General features: G+C 41.8%; 16 protein-coding genes. 8 read left to right on the top strand and 8 right to left on the bottom strand.

What is annotated here, in order from left to right; all coding sequences use genetic code 11:
* Nucleotides 1–209: 209 nt before the first annotated feature.
* Both AACS92_RS04925 and AACS92_RS04920 read right to left on the bottom strand, forming a co-directional pair.
* On the bottom strand, nucleotides 210–980 hold the full coding sequence (locus tag AACS92_RS04925) for a DUF4184 family protein (RefSeq protein WP_099110225.1): 771 nt from the start codon (nucleotides 978–980) through the stop codon (nucleotides 210–212).
* Between the two features lie 185 nt (nucleotides 981–1,165).
* Nucleotides 1,166–1,606, bottom strand: coding sequence for an aegerolysin family protein (locus AACS92_RS04920; protein WP_099110224.1), 441 nt, complete (start codon nucleotides 1,604–1,606; stop codon nucleotides 1,166–1,168).
* A gap of 553 nt (nucleotides 1,607–2,159) precedes the next feature.
* On the opposite strand from AACS92_RS04920, the gene AACS92_RS04915 reads away from it, so the two are divergent.
* Complete coding sequence (locus AACS92_RS04915) at nucleotides 2,160–2,888, top strand: SDR family oxidoreductase (RefSeq protein WP_099110223.1); 729 nt, start codon at nucleotides 2,160–2,162, stop codon at nucleotides 2,886–2,888.
* Nucleotides 2,889–2,907: 19 nt separating this feature from the next.
* Complete coding sequence (locus AACS92_RS04910; protein WP_099110222.1) at nucleotides 2,908–4,536, top strand: FGGY-family carbohydrate kinase; 1,629 nt, start codon at nucleotides 2,908–2,910, stop codon at nucleotides 4,534–4,536.
* Nucleotides 4,537–4,619: 83 nt separating this feature from the next.
* On the opposite strand, the gene AACS92_RS04905 is transcribed toward AACS92_RS04910, so the two are convergent.
* Nucleotides 4,620–4,976, bottom strand: coding sequence for a hypothetical protein (locus tag AACS92_RS04905; protein WP_153044763.1), 357 nt, complete (start codon nucleotides 4,974–4,976; stop codon nucleotides 4,620–4,622).
* Between the two features lie 519 nt (nucleotides 4,977–5,495).
* Here AACS92_RS04905 and ydeE point away from each other — a divergent pair.
* The 3 genes from ydeE to AACS92_RS04890 all read left to right on the top strand — a co-directional run bounded on the left by ydeE (nucleotide 5,496) and on the right by AACS92_RS04890 (nucleotide 9,794).
* Nucleotides 5,496–6,692 (top strand): efflux MFS transporter YdeE, encoded by a 1,197-nt coding sequence (gene ydeE / locus AACS92_RS04900; protein WP_099110220.1) that lies wholly within the window; start codon nucleotides 5,496–5,498, stop codon nucleotides 6,690–6,692.
* A gap of 21 nt (nucleotides 6,693–6,713) precedes the next feature.
* Nucleotides 6,714–7,823: an NAD(P)/FAD-dependent oxidoreductase gene (locus AACS92_RS04895; RefSeq protein ID WP_193756934.1), complete on the top strand. Its 1,110-nt coding sequence runs from the start codon at nucleotides 6,714–6,716 to the stop codon at nucleotides 7,821–7,823.
* A gap of 192 nt (nucleotides 7,824–8,015) precedes the next feature.
* Nucleotides 8,016–9,794, top strand: coding sequence for an ABC transporter ATP-binding protein (locus AACS92_RS04890; protein WP_206602247.1), 1,779 nt, complete (start codon nucleotides 8,016–8,018; stop codon nucleotides 9,792–9,794).
* A 113-nt stretch (nucleotides 9,795–9,907) separates the two neighbouring features.
* Here the strand turns inward: AACS92_RS04890 and AACS92_RS04885 are convergent, their stop codons facing one another.
* Nucleotides 9,908–12,913 (bottom strand): non-ribosomal peptide synthetase, encoded by a 3,006-nt coding sequence (locus AACS92_RS04885; protein WP_099110217.1) that lies wholly within the window; start codon nucleotides 12,911–12,913, stop codon nucleotides 9,908–9,910.
* Between the two features lie 278 nt (nucleotides 12,914–13,191).
* Here AACS92_RS04885 and dkgB point away from each other — a divergent pair, with 278 nt between their 5' ends.
* Nucleotides 13,192–13,998 (top strand): 2,5-didehydrogluconate reductase DkgB, encoded by an 807-nt coding sequence (gene dkgB, locus AACS92_RS04880; RefSeq protein ID WP_099110216.1) that lies wholly within the window; start codon nucleotides 13,192–13,194, stop codon nucleotides 13,996–13,998.
* Between the two features lie 66 nt (nucleotides 13,999–14,064).
* Here dkgB and AACS92_RS04875 read toward each other — a convergent pair whose 3' ends face one another.
* The 4 genes from AACS92_RS04875 to AACS92_RS04860 are packed head-to-tail and all read right to left on the bottom strand — an operon-like array spanning nucleotide 14,065 to nucleotide 18,705.
* A complete protein-coding gene (locus tag AACS92_RS04875) occupies nucleotides 14,065–15,345 on the bottom strand; it encodes an HlyD family secretion protein (protein WP_099110215.1) in 1,281 nt (426 codons plus the stop codon).
* The gene (locus AACS92_RS04870) at nucleotides 15,338–16,771 is read right to left on the bottom strand and encodes a TolC family protein (RefSeq protein ID WP_099110214.1); all 1,434 of its coding nucleotides are present in this window, start codon (nucleotides 16,769–16,771) and stop codon (nucleotides 15,338–15,340) included. The genes AACS92_RS04875 and AACS92_RS04870 overlap by 8 nt, the downstream gene beginning before the upstream one ends.
* The gene (locus tag AACS92_RS04865) at nucleotides 16,764–17,972 is read right to left on the bottom strand and encodes an ABC transporter permease (protein ID WP_099110213.1); all 1,209 of its coding nucleotides are present in this window, start codon (nucleotides 17,970–17,972) and stop codon (nucleotides 16,764–16,766) included. The genes AACS92_RS04870 and AACS92_RS04865 overlap by 8 nt, the downstream gene beginning before the upstream one ends.
* On the bottom strand, nucleotides 17,965–18,705 hold the full coding sequence (locus tag AACS92_RS04860) for an ABC transporter ATP-binding protein (RefSeq protein ID WP_099110212.1): 741 nt from the start codon (nucleotides 18,703–18,705) through the stop codon (nucleotides 17,965–17,967). Before AACS92_RS04860 ends, AACS92_RS04865 begins: the two co-directional genes overlap by 8 nt.
* Nucleotides 18,706–19,061: 356 nt before the next feature.
* Here AACS92_RS04860 and AACS92_RS04855 point away from each other — a divergent pair, with 356 nt between their 5' ends.
* Nucleotides 19,062–19,331, top strand: a complete 270-nt coding sequence (locus AACS92_RS04855; RefSeq protein ID WP_099110211.1) for an LCI fold-containing protein — start codon at nucleotides 19,062–19,064, stop codon at nucleotides 19,329–19,331.
* A 274-nt stretch (nucleotides 19,332–19,605) separates the two neighbouring features.
* On the top strand, nucleotides 19,606–19,899 hold the full coding sequence (locus tag AACS92_RS04850; RefSeq protein WP_099110210.1) for a hypothetical protein: 294 nt from the start codon (nucleotides 19,606–19,608) through the stop codon (nucleotides 19,897–19,899).
* Nucleotides 19,900–20,076: the final 177 nt, after the last annotated feature.

The raw sequence follows: 20,076 nt of genomic DNA, 5'->3' as shown, positions 1-20,076 counted from the left end.
AATAGCCTGTATATCCACATTTTTATCTACTACCTTATCCACAGATAATGTGGACAAAAAGCACTTAGTGATAGCTCTTACACAATCTGGCGGGTAATTGAAGAAATTGCTCCCGGTGAACGTTTTGGAGACGGCATTCCTAGTGCAAACATTCTTGTGAACGTTCTAACAAAAGAAGTGTATCGTAGATTTTAAACACGTCAGTGGTCTTATTTCCATTTTTTGGTCCGATGGCTACACCATTCCTGATACTTTATCCATGATGCTATTGCCACCAAAACAATAGAAAAAACAGGAACAGATAAAGTGAGTTCCTTAAAAATAAATTTACCTATACTGATTCCTGATATATCCCATGATAAAAACAATGCTATCGGGCATACAAAGGTACCTGAAATAAAACCAATAATGATCAGGCGAGAAAGCTTTTTTATGTTTTCTTTTCGTTCAGTGAGATGCAACCTTTTCTGATAGCGCCAGTATATTATGGCAATATATAGCAACCCTAAGCATGAACTCAGGTGTTGCAGTATCTTATAGACACCAACCCCCGGCCCGTTAGTTACAGATTGAAAAAGGTGAAATTGTAATAGAGAGATTTTTTCGACAAGGAATCCTGTCTCATGGGTGAATGAATCCCAGATGATATGGGTTACTGCCCCTAAAAATAACGAAAACACAAAAATAAGCCAATCCTTATAACCCGAAATTTTATTCGGAGAAAAAGATATTGGGAAAAGGCTAGATAAAGGAGATGATAATAGGTGTACAATTAATAATATCAATAAACATAAGGGAAATGCAGTATAAAACCATCCAGTTAAACTATGCGCAGTTGTTGCAATACCATATAAGCCAACAGAGTAAAAAAGATCAGGAGACAAACTACCAGTAATTAACGCTGGTAAATTTAATAATCTTCCTCCCGGAAGATGCTTCAAAGGGAAAACAGCTGCGGGATGTGAAAATGTCCATGGCATATTATAGGAACCCCTGAAAAAACTTTAAGATTTATGGTGATAAAAATATCATCTAGTGAATCTTATCATTACCTTTGGTAATTAACAATTGTTAATGATGAAAGAGCTGACTCATCACTTTAAATATTTTTAGTCAGCTCAGTTTGTTTAATTAGTATTTAAATCAATAGCTACATTCATAAAAATCAGAGGGACTTTAAATTAGCAGATTTTTCTATTGTAATTTTTACGTGAACATTATCTCCATGATCTCCTCCTTCACGGGATATCTTATAAAAAGGAGAAGATGAATTAATTTCATAGGAAACGAATCCCCAATACGGAATATCCCAATTAATAGTAAACATAGAACTATTATCTCGTAATCTGTACTTTGCTATTCCCTCTGTACCAGTGAGAAACCCATTAGACTCTGATCGAAAATAGCCAGAACCATTGGGGAAAATATTGTATGGTGGTTTATGTGCCCACTGACCATGAAGCAACTCCATTGATGATATTGTGAGAGTTTTACTTGTATTGTTATAAATGGTAATGTCTGTTGACCTTGCAGAAGGATCTGCATTTGCAGAAAAAACAAATATCGATAATAAAAAAATCAATATCCTAAGTGATATTCTTTTCATAATAATTAATTCCTTTAATGTTTTGAAAACATTAGTTTTAGCTAGAGAAAATTAGCTCTATCATTGGAAGGTAAAGTTGTTGTATTTCATTTATTTAAATATGAATGAAGCGGGTTATTACGATTACACCATGAATTTAAATAATGAAAAGTTATTTTTTTAAAATGATGGCATGGATGAATTCAATGTTTATAGTGTAATTTTAAGTCCAGCACACGTTATTTATTATAGCATGAATGAGTAAAAATATAATTTTTTCCATTAGAAATGGAGAATCCTATATTTTTTAAAGAAATTAATTTGTTGTTCTCCTATAAAAAATACAAAAGATAAAGGAGAGAACATAAATGACCTCTCCCTTATCTTTTTCTATCGGCAGTACTTCCTTACATAATGAATTTTAAGATATGTAGCTAACAGAACTACCATTCCGTATGTGCGTCTTTGAATCTCAAATCCTCAGATTGACACTAAAGCGGGAAAGTCGCAATACTGCTACATAGATTGAGCAACACCCTCTTATCCCTACAAAAAATTGCTGGAGTTTTCTTTTATGGCTATCTCGCTGGAAAATAAAGTCGCTGCCATCACTGGCGCAGCATCAGGTATCGGTCTTGAGTGTGCACGTACTCTTATTAAGGCTGGTGCTAAAGTGGCTCTTATTGATTGCGCCGAAGAACGCCTGATGCAACTCGTTTCTGAGCTCGGTGAAAATGCCATCCCGCTGGTTATTGATCTGATGAAGCCGGAACAGGTTGACGGCATACTTAATGAAATACTGAAAAAAGCCGGGCGTCTTGATATTTTCCATGCAAATGCAGGTGCCTATATCGGTGGGCCTGTTGCTGAAGGTGATCCCGATGTTTGGGATAAGGTACTCAACCTGAACATTAATGCCGCATTCCGTAGTGTTCGTGCTGTATTGCCCCATTTTATTGAGCAGAAATCTGGCGATGTATTATTTACAAGTTCTATTTCTGGTGTGGTTCCGGTGGTCTGGGAACCTATTTACACCGCTTCTAAATTTGCAGTTCAGGCATTTGTTCACTCTACCCGTCGTCAGGTGGCTGAGCATGGCGTTCGTGTTGGTGCCGTACTTCCGGGGCCTGTAGTCACGGCCTTACTGGATGATTGGCCTAAAGCGAAAATGGAAGAGGCACTGGAAAATGGTAGCCTGATGCAGCCTATTGAAGTGGCAGAAGCGGTGCTATTTATGCTAACTCGCCCGAGAAATATCACCATCCGTGATTTGGTTATTCTACCGAACAGTGTAGATCTCTAGCTACATAGTAAGGATAACCATGAACATTAACCTAGAAAATAAACCGGACAATGGCAAAGTCATCATTGGTATTGATGTCGGTACGGGCAGTGCCCGTGCCGGTATTTTTGATATGAACGGTAACATGCTGTCATCTGCCAAACGCGATATAACGCTTTATCGTGATAACACCCATTTTGTCGAGCAGTCCAGTTGTGAAATCTGGGATGCCGTCTGCTATTGCATCAGGGAAGTCATGTCGCACTCTGGCTGTGTCCCACAACAAGTTGCTGGTATTGGTTTTGATGCCACCTGTTCACTGGTTGTTCTGGGAAAAGATCAGGAACCAATTTCCGTCAGCCAGAGTAATGATCCGAATCGTAATATTATTGTTTGGATGGATCACCGGGCAACAGCACAGGCAGAGTATATCAATGCGTTAGGTCACTCTGTTCTCGATTATGTCGGCGGTAAAATCTCTCCAGAAATGGAAACACCAAAAATTCTCTGGCTGAAAGAAAATCTCCGCGAATCATTTGATAGCGCATGGCAATTTTTTGATCTGGCGGATTTTCTGACCTGGAAATCCACCAGCTCCCTTTCCCGCTCTACTTGTACTGTCACCTGCAAGTGGACTTACCTTGCACATGAAAAGCGTTGGGATGAGGATTATTTCAGGAAAATTGGTCTGTCTGAACTGGCAGATGAAAATTTTTATCGTATTGGACAGAACATTGTTGAACCGGGTACGCCTTGTGGTCAGGGACTGACAGAAAGTGCCGCAAAACAAATGGGTCTACTGACAGGAACACCGGTTGCAACAGGAATGATTGATGCGCATGCCGGAGGAATCGGGACAGTTGGTATCAATGGTGATGCAACACCTAATATGGCTTATGTATTCGGCACCTCTTCCTGTACGATGACAACAACTCTGGAGCCGGTATTTATACCCGGTGTCTGGGGGCCATACTTTTCTGCAATGGTACCCGGTATGTGGCTCAGCGAAGGTGGGCAAAGTGCAGCTGGGGCCGCCATTGATCAACTATTGTCTTTGCACCCTGCCGCAATAGCAGCCAAAACGATGGCAAAAGAAAAACACAAATCTTTGCCGGTTTTTTTAGCCAATAGGATTCTGAAAAAAGTACAATCAGCCTCTCAAGCTGTAGAACTGGCAGAAGGCATACATGTTGTTCCTGAGTTTCTGGGAAACAGAGCACCTTTTGCTGATCCTCATGTACGCGCTGTCATAGCAGGATTGGGGATGGAGGATAGCCTTGATAATCTGCTTTCACTTTATATTGCCGGTATATGTGGTATTGGTTACGGGCTAAGACAAATAATCGAAGCACAAGCGCAATCAGGCGCTACAATTGACAATATTGTGATCAGCGGAGGTGCGGGTCAGCATCCTTTAGTCCGACAGCTCATTGCAGATACCTGTGGTATGACAGTTATTGCAACTCAGGCAAGTGAACCGGTTTTACTTGGCTCCGCTATTTTGGGGGCAGTTGCCGGAGGGATATGTAAGAGTGTTGGTGAGGCGATGCCGCGTTTTTCTAATATTGATCGTACATACGAACCGAACGAATCCCATCGGGAACATCATAATATTCGCTTTGCATCATTTCAGAGACTTCAGCAATGCGCCAGAGAGCTTAAAGGTTAGTTACGCAACTACGGAATAATCCGTACTGACTGATTTACAACCGCCCCGCTTTTCCTTCTGGGGCGGTCGAAAAATATTGACTCTTATTGTGCACTCATCAGTTCGACAACCGTAATATTCAGGAGATGAGCCCCCGGATTAATGTCCTTATGAGGCTCTAGACCTTGTTTTGTATCCAAATAAACAGGAATGCCTTTTTTCAAAATAATTTTGTCAGTTCTACCGCTTTCATAAACCACATCAAGTTCGCCATCTCGGTCAGAAACTATGACTCGTGGATGTTGATGGGAATGGAACGGGAGTTCTCCCTTCGGGCAAATGTGTGATGATTTCACTTTGGCATTTTTGTTTTCAAAATAAAAAGTTGAATGTGTCGAACATGCTAGTGCCAAAGTTGAGGACATGCAAAAAATGGAAATGGCGTAAATCAACGTTCTCATTGTGTTCTCCCGGATTATATGGCGAAAAAGTATCATTCACGAGTTTGGCGTCTAATGATGTAAAAATGCAATATTGATATTACCGATTGATTTTAAAGCAAAGAAGACTAATTAGAGACATACCTATAACGAAGAAAAACCATTTGCTCGGAAAGTCTTTTGCACAATGTCTTAATTGAAAGAATGAGTTTGTCAGGTTTGGACATGTTAGATGTGAAAGGAAACGCTATGGTTATAACATTTTCAACCCGAAAACAGAACCAAACAACGTTTGCATAGTGGTTTTATGTTCAATCAAAAACTACTGTAAAAACCACCAGCATAATTATCTATTCTGAATTGTCGGCACACGTTATTTCGTATCTTTCACTTAGTAATGAATATATATATGATGCAAAATGCCGTTTTTACCCTTTTCGTTCTTTTGCCCCGTCTGAAGTATTTCCTATAGTTAAAAAACACTGTAGCTTAGCCATTTATTAACAATGGCGTAACAAAAAATATTTTCAGGGCGTGTCAATGTTCTCCAAATCAAACATATCAACCAGTGTGTTACTTATTTCTTCTTTGCTTTTGACTATAGGACGTGGAGCAACAATTCCGTTTATGGCCATCTATCTGTCCCGTCAGTATCAGATGCCTGTTAATCAAGTCGGGTTTTCGATAAGTGTTGCTTTGACTATAGGTATACTCTTTAGTCTTGGATTTGGAATTCTGGCCGACAAATTTGATAAAAAAAACTACATGTTATTAGCCATTATCGCATTTATCTGTGGTTTTATTGCAATCCCTTTGGTTAATCATGCAGGTTTAGTTGTCGTTTTTCTCTCTCTAATAAATTGTGCCTATACGGTATTTGCGACAGTACTGAAAGGTTATTTTGCCGATACCTTGTCGCCATCAACGAAAGCGAAAATTTTTTCGCTGAACTATACCTTTGTTAATATAGGCTGGACTATCGGTCCACCGATCGGTACATGGCTTTTGATGTACAGTGCCAATTTTCCGTTTTGGCTAGCTGCATTTTCCGCTGCTTTTCCTATCGTCTTTATCCAGCGCTATGTTCAACGAATCAAAACCGCTGAAAATAACCAAAATTCAGCCAAAAAGTGGGATCCCGCAGTAATGCTACGAGATCGCGCACTGGTATGGTTTATTCTTTCAACTTTTCTTGGCTCACTGGTATTCGGTTCTTTTACCGTCTGGATCTCACAATATGTCCTGACCGTTGCTGATAGCACCTCAGCTGAAGCCGTTATAGGTGTTGTATTACCAATCAATGCTGTGGTGGTGGTGACTTTACAGTATGCGGTGGGCAGGCGTATTCGTCCGGAAAATCTGAAAAACCTGATGACATTAGGTAGTGTCTTTTTCTTTATAGGCATAGCGGTATTTATGTTTGCGGACAAAAACCTTTACCTTTGGGGAATTGCAGCCGTTATTTTCACACTAGGCGAGCTAATTTATGCACCGGGTGAGTATATGCTGATTGATAATATTGCACCGGAAGGCATGAAATCGAGTTATTTTGCAGCTCAGACACTGGGTTTTCTTGGCGGTGCATTTAGTCCGATGTTAAGTGGTATTGTACTCACCGAATTCCCACCTCATTTTTTATTTATCATCCAGATGGGGCTTGTCGTTCTTGCATGGTTAAGTATGCTTAAAGGAATGAGTATCAAGCCATTGAGTGCTGTTCAGCCAAGTCAATCATAATTATATCGGTGAGCCATGACAATGAAAGAGAATAAAATTGTTATTGTCGGTGCAGGTTTTGTCGGTACAACACTGGCATGGTATTTGTCTACTCACTATTTATCTAATGGCGACAAAAGAAAAATTACTCTTATTGATAAAGGCCTGTTGGGTAACGGTGTAACTAAACAGTCCTTCGCATGGCTAAATGTTTCTTATGGTAAGACTGGTGCTGACCGTAAACTCAGGCAACAAGCACTGAATGAGTGGCATGAACTGGATAAGCAAACAAACGGAAAATTAAATGTGAATTGGTCTGGTGCTATCAGTTGGCAAGAAACTGAATATGCAACCCGTCAATTTATTGATGATCATAATAAATCGGGTTTTAAGATTACATCTCTGACAAAGGATGAACTTCTGATGCTAGAACCGCAGCTTTCTTTCTATCCCGATATTGCAGCGTTTGCAACGGAAGAAGGTGCAGTTGACCCAATTCACGCAACACAATTTCTTTTGCAGGAAGCCATAAAAAACGGGGTGATTTATCTGCCGGAAACAGAAGTTAGCTCCATTAACCATAATGGAAAGCTGATTACTGGCGTGACAACGTCACAGAAAACCATCCATGCTGAACAGGTAGTGCTTACAGCGGGTGTCGGTACCATTTCTTTAATGGAAACACTGGGAGAAACTGCTTGCCTGTCTTTCTCCCCTTCTATCATCGCGCAATATCAGCATCAGGCTAACGTCCCTTTTGTACGCCATATTATTTCAACCCCTGATTTAGAAGTGCGACCGGTATCAGAAACAAGGCTGCTTGTAGCAGAAGATTATATAAGTGATCAACCTGAGCATAGTGCTATGTGTATTGCTCAGAAAGCCCTAACTCTCATAAAGGAGTCTTTTATAGGAAGTGATAGCTTATGTTTAGAACAGGCTTCCGTTGGTATACGTCCAATGCCAGATGATGGAATGCCGATTGTTGGAAAAGTGGCTGATTATCAAGGGTTATATATGATCAGTATGCATACGGCAATTACACTTGCACCATTGATATGTCGTCTGGCACAAGAAGAGATTATAAATGGAACTGAACAGGAGGAATTAAAACCCTTCCGGATTGCCCGTTTTGTTCCTGAAAATAAGTAATCCTTTATCTGAATATCACTTGCAAAAGTTCAGAAAATGACTGCACGGAATGTCAAAATTCGGCTACATGGCTACATATATAGCCGCCTGAAACTTAATTCGGAAAGAAATAGGCTACCCTACTTCTTAGAGAGCATCAGATCTTTTGGATAAAGCACTATTAATTGAGTGAAAACTTGGATAATGAAGTATATGGATAATTTTAACGATTACGAAAAACTTTCTGCACGCCATGTTTCTTTGCAACGCATTCTGACCCTATTTAAGCCTTGGCGAGGGCGTATTATTTTTATTGGTTTACTCATCGTCATTGGGGCTGGTATCGGTGTTCTCGCGCCCTTTTTATTACGCGAAATTATTGATACTGCACTGCCACAACAAAATATACAGCTTCTTGTCTGGTTAGCATTAGGTTTGATTGTGATTACTGCACTAAACGCAGTGATTAATGCGGCACAAATGATCTTATCTACCCAGATAGGTCAAGCCATTATGCACGGGCTGCGGGTACGGCTCTATGGACATCTGCAAACACTTTCTCTTGCCTTTTTTACTCGAACTCGGACCGGTGAAATTCAATCAAGTATTGCCAGTGATATTGGCGGACTTCAATCTGTCGTCAGCAATACGGTGACCGAAATCATTCGCAGTGCCACCATTACCGTAACCACCGCCATTGCGATGTTGTTACTGGACTGGCGACTCGCACTGTTTTCCTTTGCTGTCTTGCCGCCATCACTCTGGCTCAGCCACAAAGTCGGTCTCATGCGTGAACGCCTGACGCATCAACAACAAGATGGTCATGCAAATATGTCTGCTATCGTACAAGAGACCCTATCAGCGCCGGGCATTATCCTGTCGCGTACTTTGGCACGCAGTTTTTTTCTGATCCAGCGTTTTGAAAAAGCATCGTCCAAAACCTTGCATTTAGAAGTGCGTGCACATACTGCCGGTGAGTGGTCATGGTCGGTGATTGAACTCCTACTCGGTGCGATGCCAGCGATGACATTACTATTGGGCGGTTTGCTGATTGGACAAGGTGTGCCAGTGACCATCGGTACGCTTGTAGCCTTGATCGCGCTACAGGAACAATTGTTGTGGCCCCTAGAAAATTTGCTGGAAAATGCGGTTAAACTGCGCACGACACGGGCGCTATTTACACGTATTTTTAAATATTTAGACACCCCTCCCGATATTGTAGAGCCTGCTCAGGTTCGAGACCTAAGTAATGAAGGCCCACGTGGTCACGTCCGATTTGAAAACGTCAGTTTTAGTTACGATAGTACTGATATGTCAAGCTTATGCAATGTGTCAATAGATATCCCGGCAGGGAGTCATGTAGCTATAGTCGGACCGACAGGTGCAGGTAAAAGTACCTTCGGTTATCTGCTGGCCCGACTCGTTGATCCGAGCCAAGGTCGGATTACCATTGATGGCATTGACCTGCGAGAGATGAGCTTTGAACAACTTGCCAGCGTACTTGGCGTAGTCACGCAAGAGCCATTTCTTATGAATACGAGTATCGCAGAAAACTTACGTTTTGCCTGCCCAGAGGCTAGTGATGAGGATCTTGTTGCGTCCGCGCGTACTGCACAAATCCATGATTTAATCATCTCGCTGCCTGAAGGTTATCAGACCAAAGTTGGTGAACGTGGCTATCGCTTTTCAGGCGGAGAAAAACAGCGCCTCGCGCTGGCTAGGACGATCCTGCGTAACCCGCCAATTCTGCTGCTTGATGAAGCAACCAGTGCGCTTGACAACACAACCGAGAAGGCAATTTCTCTGGCTTTGGCAAAAATGGCATCCGAACGTACAGTCATCTCTATTGCGCACCGTCTCTCTACTATTCGTCATGCGGATCAAATATTGGTGCTCAAGGATGGTCAGTTAAAAGAATGGGGAACCCATCAACAGTTGGTCGAAAAAGATGGCATCTATGCAGAGCTGTTACGTACCGCTGAGCCAACCTAAAATTCAATTTTCAGATTCGACTTATATCTCTGATATTGGCAAGATAGTTAAAACGCTGAACGGGGCTGTGTTATATAGCCCCGTTTATAATTAACTGCTTCGTCAGAAAAATGTTAGTTGGGAAGATAATAAGTAAGATATTTTGAAAGTAGCTCTTTCCCCATCGGGGTGAAATGCACCGAATGTCCTGCATTAGCCAATGCCAGGCTGGTATTTCTGGAGTCGTAAATTGGCATATTTTCGCTGACTTCCCAGCGTGTTAACTGCTGATAGACACGCTCAGAAAGCATCGGCAATAAGGGTAACAGCGCGTTGTCGTGCAAGTGAGGATCAGAAGTCAGTTTCGATACCCACTCATTATAAGGAAGTGATTGCAGCGGAGAACCGTGACATTCTTCCAGAAGATGAAAGAACTTATCAACACTAACGGATTGTTCTCTTTCCGGAGGAACAAGGTGGTAAACCTGCCCCAAATTCTTTGTATCCGCAGCGATAGTTAAAAGCGCAGCACTGACATAGTCAACAGGCACAAATTCTTTCCACTGTAGTGGTAATTTCGGGCAGGCTCCGATAGCAATACATCCCATTATCAGGCGTGCAACAAAGTCATTAGGGTTACCGACACCACGAACACTATCCCCCATGATAAATCCAGGCCGATAGACAGATAATGGGATACCTAGTTCGCGTGCCTGCAACATCAGTTGTTCAACAACCCACTTGCTTTGTGCGTAGCCGATATCGTATTTAAGACCTTCAATATAAGGTATAAGGCTATCATTCTCGTAAACCCGGGGTCTCGCGTTCAATAATCCCACCGGACCAAATACGGCTATCGTTGAAGCGTAATGCACCGCTTTGGCTTTACCTTGTGTGGCGAAACGAAGAATGTTCAGTGTGCTCTCAATGTTAGAGGCTCGCTGGATGCGATAAGGATGAATATAGTTAACATTCGCTGCCAGATGAAAAACGACATCACAGGTATTAGCCAATTCATGATGGAGTTTGTCACTTAACCCTAATTTTGATTGAGACAGGTCGCCCGCGATAGCTTTAATACGTCCTGCAAACGAGGGTTCCCATAATCCGTATTTGGAGAGCGTACTTTCAATACGTTGGTATGCCGTATCGTCGTCTTTTGCCCGAACGAGACAAATTACATTTTTTATATTCCCTTTTATCTTCTTGAAGGTGAGCAGCTCACGTAAGAAAAATGCCCCAAGAAAACCGGTCACACCCGTCAGAAAAATGGTGGGGCTGGCAAGCTCTGCCCAGTTTTGAGGTGCTTCAGGTAATGGTTTGATATCTGCAGGAAGTTGCCCATCGTATAGCCATTCTTTAACTTCATCATCCAGTATAGGAAGCGTGTTTCCTTGTGAAATAATTTTGGCAAGCTGTCGAAGGTTTGGTACTTCGTAAAGGGTCTGTACCATAAAATGCTGGTTGAATTGGCGAGCAAGTTCAATCACAAGACGCGCAGCTTGCAAGGAACTTCCTCCTATCTGAAAGAAATTATCATCAAGGGAGATTTCGCTATGATTTAGGATCTTGCTCCAGATACGAAATACTGCATACTCGGTATCATTAAAACCTGCCGGACGCTCTTCTGATGGTGCTGGTTTTTCCAGCAAAGCCATTAACTTACGATGGTCTGCTTTTCCGTGCGGTGTCGTCGGAATATCTTCGATGACAAAAATACGAGGCAGCATATATGCAGGAAGATACTCCTCCAGTTCGTGTATAATCCGTTCTTTATCGAACGTTTCCGGTGAAAGCGGCACAACAAAAGCGGCAAGAAAATCGTCTTCACCTTCGTGATCTTCATGTTTCACAGCACAAACTTTGGTCAATCGGACTTCTTTACTTTCCAGAAGACGAACTTCTATTTCTTCCAGCTCGATACGATGACCACGTAATTTGACTTGACTGTCCATACGACCAGAGTACATAAAGACACCATCGTCACGCTGCCAGCTGAGATCGCCTGTCTTATAAAGCCGCATTGGTTGGGGGTATCCGGGAATAGCAACATGCACGAAGCGGTCAGCATTCAGCTCACTGCGGTTCCAGTAACCTCGTGAAAGACCCTCACCACCGAGATAGAGTTGTCCCAAATTGCCGGGTGCCAGAGGTTTCATATTATCGTCTAAAACAAATGCACAGGTATGGTTTATGGGGCTTCCGATAGGAACGCTACCATCCACTAGATCTTCCAGCTTGATATCGTGTGAAAGCGCAAATATGGTACTTTCAGTTGGGCCATATCCATTAATAATATGCTGGGGTGGTGCGCCTGCTTCCAAAACCAGTTTCACCGTGTGAGCATTGAGCGCTTCTGCCCCTATCACAAGATAGCGAATTTCACGGAATGCCTGAGGGTATGTTTTTGCTATCAGATTAAAAAGTGTTGCCGCAACGAAAACAATAGAAATTTCTTGGTTCGTCAGTTCAGACTGAAAATATTCTATGTCCAGCACATCTTTTTTGGGAGGAATGAAAGCCGTTGCACCGTTGAGCAGTGTTCCCCAGACTTCAAACAATGATATATCGAATGTTGAGTTGCAGGTACAGGCAATGCGGTCTTCCGGAGTGATATTTATATATCCCGCATCGACAATCACTCGCATGATGCCTTTACTCTCAACCTGTACCCCTTTGGGTTTACCGGTTGTACCAGAGGTAAAAAGTACATGAGTTCGATGAGTTGGGGCCAGACAAGCAATATCGGTATCAGCTAGCTCCTCTCCTGCTGCAAGCAAATCAGAAAATGAAACGAATGTCGTTTTTAACTGGGAAAATTTCTCTGGAGAATCGGTAATCGTCCACTTCACAGCCAGATCTTCCAGCATATCGTTTAAGCGTGCCGGAGGTACATTGGGATCAAGAGGTACGCAGCTTCCACCAGCCATCAGAATAGCAATCTGGCTCGTAATTTGTTCTATGCCAGGAGGCAACAAGATGGCAACAGGCACTTCATGGGTTATTCCGAGAGATCTCAGGGAGCCTGCGATTGTCGCTGAATGCAACTTAAGAGTTCGATAACTGAGCTCTTTTTCAGGTGTGAAAATAGCGATTTTTTCCGGATAATTCTGGACCTGTTTTAGGAAATGAGACAACATGCAACCCCCTACAAGGCAATGGGATAATTTTATTAATTAATTCGATAACATGTTAAAACTATCACTTAATGTGATTATTTCAATCATGAACGTTGTCTCTTTCGAATACAAGCACCTCTACGATGCTTTATGCTTTTCATCCTTTTTTTGCGACGCATTTCAAAAAATTCTATTTTTTCTAATTAAAAAATTAATTGAGAAAAATTTATGAATAACTTTCTTTTTAAGGGATAATTTAACCCGTAATCACAAATATCAAATACTATACGAGGTTGATTATGTCTGTTCCCGCATTTGGATTAGGTACTTTTCGTCTGAAAGATGATGTTGTTATTGCATCAGTAAAAAATGCTATTGAATTGGGGTATCGGGCGATTGATACCGCACAGATTTATGAGAATGAAGCAGAAGTGGGTCAGGCTATTAAAGAAAGTGGCGTAGCCCGTGAGGATATCTATATCACGACTAAAATCTGGACTGATAATATGGGCGCAGAGAAAGTGATACCGAGCCTCAAAGAAAGTCTTGCTAAATTAGGCACGGATTATGTTGACCTGACATTAATTCATTGGCCGTCGCCAAATAATGCCGTTAGTCTTGAAGAAACAATGAATGCGTTACTGGAAGCAAAAAAAATGGGTCTGACACGCGAAATCGGCGTATCAAACTTTACCGTTGCTCTGATGCAACAGGCTATTGATGCGGTAGGTGCCGAAAATATCGCAACTAACCAAATTGAAGTTTCCCCCTATTTGCAAAACCGTTATGTAACAGACTGGGCGAAAGAGCACGGGATCCATATCACTTCTTATATGACCCTTGCGTATGGCAAAGTGCTTCAGGATGAGGTTATCGGACGTATCGCAGCAAAACATCAGGCGAGCCCCGTTCAGGTGAGTTTGGCATGGGCAATGGAATTAGGTTATAGCGTGATCCCATCTTCAACTAAACGTGAAAATTTAAAAAATAACCTGAAAGCGACGGCTCTAAAACTTGATGCAGAAGATATGGCTGCTATAGCTACCCTTGAGCGTAATGAGCGTATAGCTGATCCGGAAGGTTTAGCCCCTCAGTGGGATAACTGATTATCCCTGTATCTGTGTTATATATTACAGCCCAATAATGGGCTGTTTATACTTGAGCTTTATTTCTCAGGGTGATAATGCAATAAATCCTTTTTCCAGCCCATGAATTTCTAACCCTTCTGGCATAGCTTCACCGACCGTTATCTGGCGGGAAGTTGCCTGACTTTTTAAATCCGGGCGCCAGCTTACGCTCAAATTCCCATCATTGTCACGTGACAGCGCTTTTTCGGGTATCACAACTCCCTGCTCATTGTGATAAATAACGATACTGACTTTAGCGCTCATACCGGGCCTGATGAGATAATTCGTGTTTATGGGTGATGTCACTTTGATCGCAACATCATAATAAACGGCTGTTCCGGGCTGATCGTTGCTTGTGCTTTGCATAGCGATAGTTTCAATTTTTCCATCCATAGAATAGCCAGAAAACCCTTCGCCGCTGATTTTGGCTGGTAACCCTTCCTTTAATTTGACGAGGTCCGCTTCTTCAACCTGCGCCAATACCTGAAACTGGGTTGTATCCATAATTTCCAGCAAAGGCATTCCTTCTGTGACCCGCACACCTGTCTGAATTGCGAATGATTTGCCCTTTTCTCCCTGCTGTGCCTTGAGGATGACACCAGAAAATGGCGCTTTTATTTCCTTATTCGCGTATTGTTCCTGTAACGCCTGATAACGGCTTGTGGCATTTTTAAGTCCCATTTCTGCCACTTGTACATGACTGGCACTACCTTTTTGTCGGGTAGATGTAAGATCATCCTTCGCTGAAGCAAGTTCCGTCAGTTGCCGACGAAGTTGTTGTTCAAGGTTTTCAACTTCCATTCTCGGGACAATTCCCCGTGAAAAAAGCGCCTGTGTTTTTGCCAGATTATTTTTAAGTTCCATTACCATGTGGTTCGCGTTTTCGACGTTCCTTCTGGCTCGGATGACTTCCTGACTGTTTTCCCAGTCCCGTAATTCTTCAACCGCAGATGAGGCTTTAATCATTTCCACCTGAGCCTGTCGAATTTCTATTTCAATTTTCCGGGTATCAAGCATGACTAAAGTCTGGTTTGGGGAAACTTGCTGTCCTTCTTTAACCAGAACTTGTTGGATAATCCCCTCAAATGGCGCTGGGATAGTTTCAAGGCGTCCGGACTGGAGTTTACCTACCAAGTCCAATCGTTTTTCTATCGGAGAGGGATTTATAGCAATCCACTGTACAGCGTCTTGAGCGGGAGATTTTTCTGAGGACAACTCCCCTGAAGTGAATAAAGCCCAAAAACAGACGATAGCCGCCAGCACACCCGTGATGACCCACCGATAACGCCTAAGCATGGAGTAGTTAAAAACTGAGTGTTTATTCATTAATCGTTATCTCCCAGCTTTCCAGTGTTGTACCCAGAATTTGATCCAGTTCAGCCTGAGCATTGAGGTACTGGATAAGCGTATTCAGGCGGGCATTTTCCGCATTTCTCAGGTCGGTTTCAAAACTCAGTACCTGAAAGTTGCTGGATCGCCCCGCCTGTAACTTTTCCTTTTCGATTTCAAGTTTTTGTTGCGAAAGTGAACTGGCCTTTATAGCTAGCTGATATTCCTGCCAGCGTGATTCAGTATCACGGATGGCATTCGTTACTCTCTGCTCCAGATTGATTCTGGCCTCTTCCAGATGTAATGCCTGCTTCTGAACATCAACTCTGGCCTGAATTTCCGCTTGTTGTTTTGTCATATCCCCGATTGGGATATCCAGTTGGATACCGACATAATTTTCCCAGTTTCGGTTGTCAGCAGAAGAGGAACGATACTGGGAGGTTCTGCCAACCAGTGATAAATCCCAGAGTTTGTTATCTCTGGCCTGCAATAACTGAATATCGGCGGTTTTTGCAGAAAGTAGCTGAGTAAGATAACCCGGTTGTTGAGCTTGTGCCTTTTTAATTGATTGTTCAACATCCAGCCTGACATAAGTCCCTTTCAGAGTATCTGTTGCATGAATAGGCGTTTTGAGGCTCAGAGCCAGTAGCTTCAGGAGTGTCAGTTTTGCCGCATGAACATTATTTTCAGCCTCTTTTGCTGAGAGTTCCTGCATCGCCAAATCGGCCTGTGTCTGTATGATATCTGTCTGAGCCATTCGGCCTGCATCAATCAATTCCTTATTCGTCTCTACCAGTTTCTGCATACGTTTAAGGGAAGCGGCAGACAACGCCTGTTGCTCCTGCGCCCGGAGTAACGCGTGATAGGCCAGAATAATTTGTGTGATGGACTCGGAAATTGTCGATTTTAAATTCAGACGATTGGTTTGTTCCCGGAGTTTTGCCAGTAAAACCGGAGCATTATTCACATCTGTTCCGGCTCCTCGTAAAAGAGGCTGTATCATAGTAATACTTGCGCCATCATTGTGAAGGCTGCTTATTCCTGACTTATTGTGCTCACGCGCCCATGACAGAGTGAAACGTGTCCCCAGAGGGGTGAGTAATGTGGCGTTAGAAGACAAGCTGGTTTTGTTGAAATTCTCTGCCTGATTTTTGCCCGTAATATAACGCCCGCTCAGTTGCAATTTCGGCGTAAACCGGTCTTCTGCTACCCGTAAATCAAACTTTTGAGCGATACGATCCAGATAAACACTGCGAATGGCATAGTTATTCCGTAAACCCAGCGATATTGCATCACTCAGCGACAGGCCGATGACTTCTCCTGTATTTTTACGATCCAGACTGTGATCAGATTCAGAAACTCCGGCTTGAGAAAAACAGAGACACAGAGTCAGAACACCATAAATGAAATAATTTTTAATCATCACGTAATGCCTGTACAGGTTCCATTTGTGAGGCTTTATGAGCGGGATAAAAGCCGGAGATAAGCCCCGCTATAACGGCACTTCCTATTCCTAAAGGGATGGATAGCGGAGCCAGAGAAAATGACCAACCAGAGTAAAGGACAAAAAGGAAGGCAACGATAATCCCCACTAAAGTACCAAGTATTGCGCCGGTAAAAGTCAATACAGCCGCTTCATACAAAAACAGGCGTCGGATATCCTGTGCTCTTGCCCCCAAAGCCATACGCAACCCTATTTCTTTTCGCCGGGCAGAAACATTCATCAACATCACATTAGAGATCGCAATTCCGCCCGTTAGCAGTGAGATACCAGCCAACCCGATCAACATAAAAGTAAAGGTTTTACCCTGCTCCGTCTGCCCTTGTAACAATTGTTGAGCAACGCGAACGTTAATTTCAACCTCGGGAAACTTATTCTTAAAAAACGCAGACAAATTTTCTGCATCCGCTTCTGTTGTCGAAGTTGTGGCTGAACGGGTAATCAGGCCATTCAGCTGAGCATGTTGTGATATTTTACGCATGGTTTCGAGAGGAACCACGACAACGGAATCCAGAGAAAAAGGAAAAATAGGGTTTTGCCCTTTTGTTTCAAAAATACCAATCACGGTATATAGATAATTACCAAGCTGAATCTGCTTGCCAAGTATTTGGGACGTGTCATCTCCCACAAGAGAAACGGCGACATCATTACCCATAACCAGATAAGGAGAGTGACGATCATAATCGGAGATAAATCGCCCATGCCGCAATTGTAATAACATAACTTCCTCAAGTGCGGCCGTGGAGCCTATCAGGGTAAAGTGTTCGGTTTTACCGTTATAACGCACAGGAGAAGAATAATAGATCCAGGGTGCTGCGGAAGATAAACTCGGAATAGCCGTTTTCAGCGCGTCTATTTTAATGTCTTCACTATCAATACCATGATTGTAAGAATAGAAATTAGTTGTGATCACGTTAATATCCAGCCCGCTGAACATCTTCAGCGCTGCAAGGGTCGCGTTATGCCCTGTATTCAGAAAGGCCACGACAGATGCACAACCAATCGCAATTCCAGACAAAGCAAGCAGAGAGCTTTTCCCCGTAGCCATTAAATTACGCCAGGCTTCCCGCCACATCATAAATACTGACATGCCATAATGACTAGGCTGACTTTTATCATGCATGCATTGTCGTTCCTCTGATCTCATGCAATTGACCACCACTCATACGTAATTCGCGCTGCATATGGTTCGCTACCATCGCATCATGGGTTATTACAACCAGAGTCATCGCATTGTCGGTGTGAAGAGTGGAAAGTAACGATAAAATTTCTTCTGCTGTTTGCGGGTCCAAATTACCGGTAGGTTCATCAGCCAGCAGCAATGAAGGCTCTCCGACCAATGCTCTGGCAAGTGCGACACGCTGCCGTTGCCCGCCAGATAAGTCTGCCGGGTAATGACTTTCTCTGTGTGAAAGCCCGACCAAACCCAATTTTTCTCTGGCAATTTTATGAGCCTGCGAAGCTGAAATGCCCCGATAAAGCAGTGGTAACGCGACATTTTCTGTCGCTGTCATTCCGGCTAATAAATGAAAACTCTGAAATACAAAACCGATTTCTTTATTTCGCATTCTGGCACGCAGATCAGCATCTGCTACTGACATATCAACGCCACAAAGAAAATACTCTCCGGAAGTGGGTTTATCCAGCAAACCGAGAATATTCAGTAAAGTGCTTTTACCCGAACCTGACGTACCGACAATAGCGCAACTCTGACCGGCATAAATCTGTGCGGTAATATCTTTCAGAATAGAGACCTGCCCTTCTTCCCCGTGTTGATAAACACGAGTGAGTTTTTGCATATTAATAACAGGTGATATCGGTTCTGGGGGATGAATAAAATTTATTACGGTATCCATTATTTTTATAATACCCCTCACATCTTAATATCTAAATTAATATTTCTTAGTCTAGCCATTAATATGTTAAGGAAGTAATAGGAAAATAACAACACAAAACAAGCTGAATAAATATCAGTCAATGTATCTGGTTGAGTATATAGATGATTTAATTACCCATCGTTAGTAATAGCGTTATAATCATGCATTATAAATCATGATAATGAGAATTAGTTTTATAATGAAGAAAGAAAGGTATAGGCAATGTATAAATTTTAAAATTGCTACTCTATCTAATGATGATTTAGATTTATCGTGCATTATCAATTTTAATTTAATCGACGACTTAAATTTAATATTATTATAGGAGTAATTTTATGATTAAGAAGTTGTTAGTAACAGCGACACTGATAACAGGTTTTTTATTAAGTGGTAATGCGATGGCATTAAATAAATGTCAGGTTGATAATGTACCAAAGCATATTGAAGGAAATCTTTATCAGATGTTTGTCGTTAATCCTACAGATAACTTTGCAAATACCTTTGAGAGATTTGGAATTAAATGGTATTTTAAAGGTAAAATTGGACAGTGTGAATATCATACAGGAAGATCGGCTTATCAAGCTTATTATCAAGGAAGAAAATAGGTGAGTTACCAAAAGGAATAATAGATCTAAAAAAGCCGTTTTTAAAAACGGCTTTTTTAGATCTATTATTAATCATAACCACTTGGTATTATTCTTTAAATATTAATTAACTTAACAATTAAACGATTAAAAATATAAAAACACACACTGTATCTAAATTTTGCAATAGTAAAAGTCGATGATCATAGCTTACATTTATCGCTCATTATAAAATGTGATTTTATGAATTATAAACTTAGATCATAAACTGGAAAACCATTAAAGGAATGTTTTGATGTTCAAAAAATTATTAATAGTTGGAGCATTAGCAGCAGCATCGTTCGGTGGGATTGCAACTGCAGCGGCTGAAAACCTGTGTCCAAATGAATCTGTATATATTTCAACAAAGCCGAACTATACCCGAGTAGTTGTTAAGCCGAACAGAAATTTCTCTCAAGGATTTATACAGCAAAATACGATGTATGGAGATATAGAGTGGTTTTATCAGGGACCTCCCTTTAGCTGTGTAGATAAAAAAGGGAAACCAGCTTGGGCTGCTGTGTATATTGGTACTAATGTAAGAAATTAAAACCCTACCAACCCCCCCCTCCCCCTTTTTTCTAGAAGGGGGTTGTAAAAAATATTTTTTATTTCCATTTCTGATTCATTTAAATGAACCTCCATAAAAATTCCAAACTTAGAATCTAAAATAAAAACATACACTGTTTATAAATTTTGAAATGGTAAAATCCTCTGTTAGTCATTT

The organism is Xenorhabdus sp. KJ12.1 (assembly GCF_963876495.1).
Taxonomy (GTDB): domain Bacteria; phylum Pseudomonadota; class Gammaproteobacteria; order Enterobacterales; family Enterobacteriaceae; genus Xenorhabdus; species Xenorhabdus stockiae.
This window is presented reverse-complemented; position numbering and strand designations above follow the sequence as displayed.